Here is a 2,312-nt window from a genome sequence, read left to right on the forward strand (position 1 = left end):
TCACCCCCTCGCGGGCCTTCTTCACCATCGGCGAATTGGTCTTCACCACCGACGGTTCGCCGTTCGGCCCCGGCCGCAAATCCTTCACCTGCATCGCGCAGGAGGCGGCGGGCTTCGGCGGGCCGCCCACCACCTCGACCAGGCACATCCGGCAGTTGCCGGCGATCGACAGGCGCTCGTGGTAGCAGAAGCGCGGGATCTCGATCCCAGCCTGTTCGCAGGCCTGAATGAGCGTGAGGCTCGGATCGACCTCGACTTCGGTATCGTCGATGATGATCTTGCGCAGATCGGCCATGTCTCTTGTCCTTTACGTCCCGCGCGAGGGTCGGCCCCGCGCGCCTGTTACTTCTCGTAGATCAGCGAGCCCGCGATGGAGCCTGCCGCGAATTCCCTGCGCCCGAGGTCGCAGAAGGCCTGTACATTGCCGTTCGTCGCGCCATTGGCGGCGAGATAGTCCTCGGCCCTGGCGTAGATCGCCTTCTTCTCGGCCTTGTCCTTGAGGAAGCGGTCGATCTCGTCGCTCGCATAGCCCTGGTCCTGCGCCCAGCCCTTCAGCGCGAAGGCCTGCTGGAACGCGTAGAGAAGGCGCGCGCCGATCTCGTCGGGGCAGGTCTTGCGGATGCGGTCCGCGACCCGCGCCGCGACGAGCCGGTCGGTGACATAGGTGTTCTGGCCGAGCGGCTGGAGCGCGGAGGCCCCGGCGCCGGTGACGACGAGGGTGGCCAGCGACAGCGGCAGGGCGAAATGCTTGATGGGGTTCATCTTCCTCTGTCCTTCCGGGGCGGAATGCCCACGGACCCGATGAACCCGGCGCGCGGCGCGATATGCAATAACCCCGCTCATTCCGCCGCCATTCCCGCGCAATTCCGCTCACGCCAGAGCGTCGCCTCCTCCAGATGCGCCCAGCCGAAGGCGTGGTCCGTGTCGCCGTGACGCTTCAAGTGGTCGAGCCGCGCAAGCGCCTCGTCGAGCGTCGGCCGGTGGCCTGCGGGCACCCACCACATGACGAAATGTATCTCGCCCAACACTTCGAACCACTCGCGGCGCCGGTCGTAGAACTGCTTGTGGACGGTGTTCCAGACGAAGGTCTCGAGGCTTTTCACATCCTCCCAGACGGTCAGGTTCGAGACATATTGCGGATCGCCGCCGATCTTGGTTTCGGTATTCCCCGTCCGCGGTTCGCCGGAACCCTCCATCATCCAGACGAAGCCCGGCATGCGCTTGCCCAGGCCGTTGACCCGGTCGAGAGCCGCCATGAACTCCGCCACGCGCGGATCGTCCGTGGGCGCGATCAGCCGCCCGACGTTCAGTTCGGCGAGGTGGTATTGCGTAGTCATTGCACCGCCTTAGGCCAGCGCTTGAAAGCGATCCAGAGCGAAACCAGTGTCGCAACAACTGCCCCAGGCAACTGGACGATAAAGCCCACCATGGACAGGCTGTCAAAACTGGGAGCCATCTTAAGACCGGTGACAAACATGGAGGCGCTGAGAAGGAAGGGAATAATGAATGCCAGACCGAGCAGAGCGACAATCCGAACGAGTCCGGCTTTGTGGCCTGTACGGACCAATACCCGGATCATGGCCAGGAAGCTCCCGCCCACGCATACCCCCGGTATCCACATCAACTCCATCACCTATGGCCCCCTACTCCGCCGCCATCGCACCCATGCGGCCCGACTTCCGCGCCTTGATGCGGTCCTCGATCTCTTCGCGGTAATGCCGGATGAGGCCCTGGATCGGCCAGGCGGCGGCATCGCCGAGCGCGCAGATCGTGTGGCCCTCGACCTGCTTGGTGACCGACAGCAGCATGTCGATCTCCTCGATCTCGGCCTCGCCGCGCACCAGCCGCTCCATCACCCGCATCATCCAGCCGGTGCCCTCGCGGCAGGGCGTGCACTGGCCGCAACTTTCGTGCTTGAAGAACTTCGAGAGCCGCCAGACGGCCTTGATCACGTCGGTGGACTGGTCCATCACGATCATGCAGGCGGTGCCGAACGAGCTTTTCAGCTCGCGCATCCCGTCGTAGTCCATGATCGCGTCCTCGCAGAACTTCGCGGGCAGGATCGGGCAGGAGGCGCCGCCGGGAATCACCGCCTTGAGGTTCTTCCAGCCGCCGCGCACGCCGCCGCCATGCTTCTCGATCAGCTCCTTCATGCTGATCGACATCGATTCCTCGATCACGCAGGGCGTATTCACGTGCCCCGACATGGCGAAGAGCTTGACACCGGTGTTGTTCGGCCGCCCGAAGGAGGCATACCAGGCCGCCCCCCGGCGCAGGATCGTCGGCACCACCGCGATCGATTCCACGTTGTT

At 64.7% G+C, this 2,312-nt stretch carries 5 protein-coding genes; all 5 read right to left on the reverse strand.

Translation table 11 applies throughout. The features are described 5' to 3' along the window. Positions 1-295, reverse strand: a 295-nt coding sequence (locus tag ACMUOO_RS17155) for a 2Fe-2S iron-sulfur cluster-binding protein (RefSeq protein WP_413855802.1), incomplete at its 3' end; no start/stop codon positions are given. A 47-nt stretch (positions 296-342) separates the two neighbouring features. After that, on the reverse strand, positions 343-762 hold the full coding sequence (locus tag ACMUOO_RS17160) for a DUF5333 domain-containing protein (RefSeq protein ID WP_301920148.1): 420 nt from the start codon (positions 760-762) through the stop codon (positions 343-345). Between the two features lie 77 nt (positions 763-839). Next, positions 840-1,337 carry a DUF3291 domain-containing protein gene (locus ACMUOO_RS17165; protein ID WP_301920149.1) on the reverse strand — a complete coding sequence of 166 codons (498 nt, stop codon included), beginning with the start codon at positions 1,335-1,337 and terminating at the stop codon, positions 840-842. Further along, positions 1,334-1,633: a hypothetical protein gene (locus ACMUOO_RS17170; RefSeq protein ID WP_301920150.1), complete on the reverse strand. Its 300-nt coding sequence runs from the start codon at positions 1,631-1,633 to the stop codon at positions 1,334-1,336. The genes ACMUOO_RS17165 and ACMUOO_RS17170 overlap by 4 nt, the downstream gene beginning before the upstream one ends. A 10-nt stretch (positions 1,634-1,643) precedes the next feature. After that, a partial coding sequence (gene nuoF, locus ACMUOO_RS17175; protein ID WP_413855803.1) for an NADH-quinone oxidoreductase subunit NuoF occupies positions 1,644-2,312 on the reverse strand: 669 nt, incomplete at its 5' end.

The sequence above is a fragment of the Albidovulum sp. genome, from assembly GCF_041919395.1.
GTDB lineage: Bacteria > Pseudomonadota > Alphaproteobacteria > Rhodobacterales > Rhodobacteraceae > Albidovulum.

Excerpts from the sequence above, each read along its gene's own strand:
- ACMUOO_RS17160 (WP_301920148.1), bottom strand. The coding sequence starts at position 762 with ATGAACCCCATCAAGCATTTCGCCCTGCCGCTGTCGCTGGCCACCCTC.
- ACMUOO_RS17165 (WP_301920149.1), bottom strand. The coding sequence starts at position 1,337 with ATGACTACGCAATACCACCTCGCCGAACTGAACGTCGGGCGGCTGATC.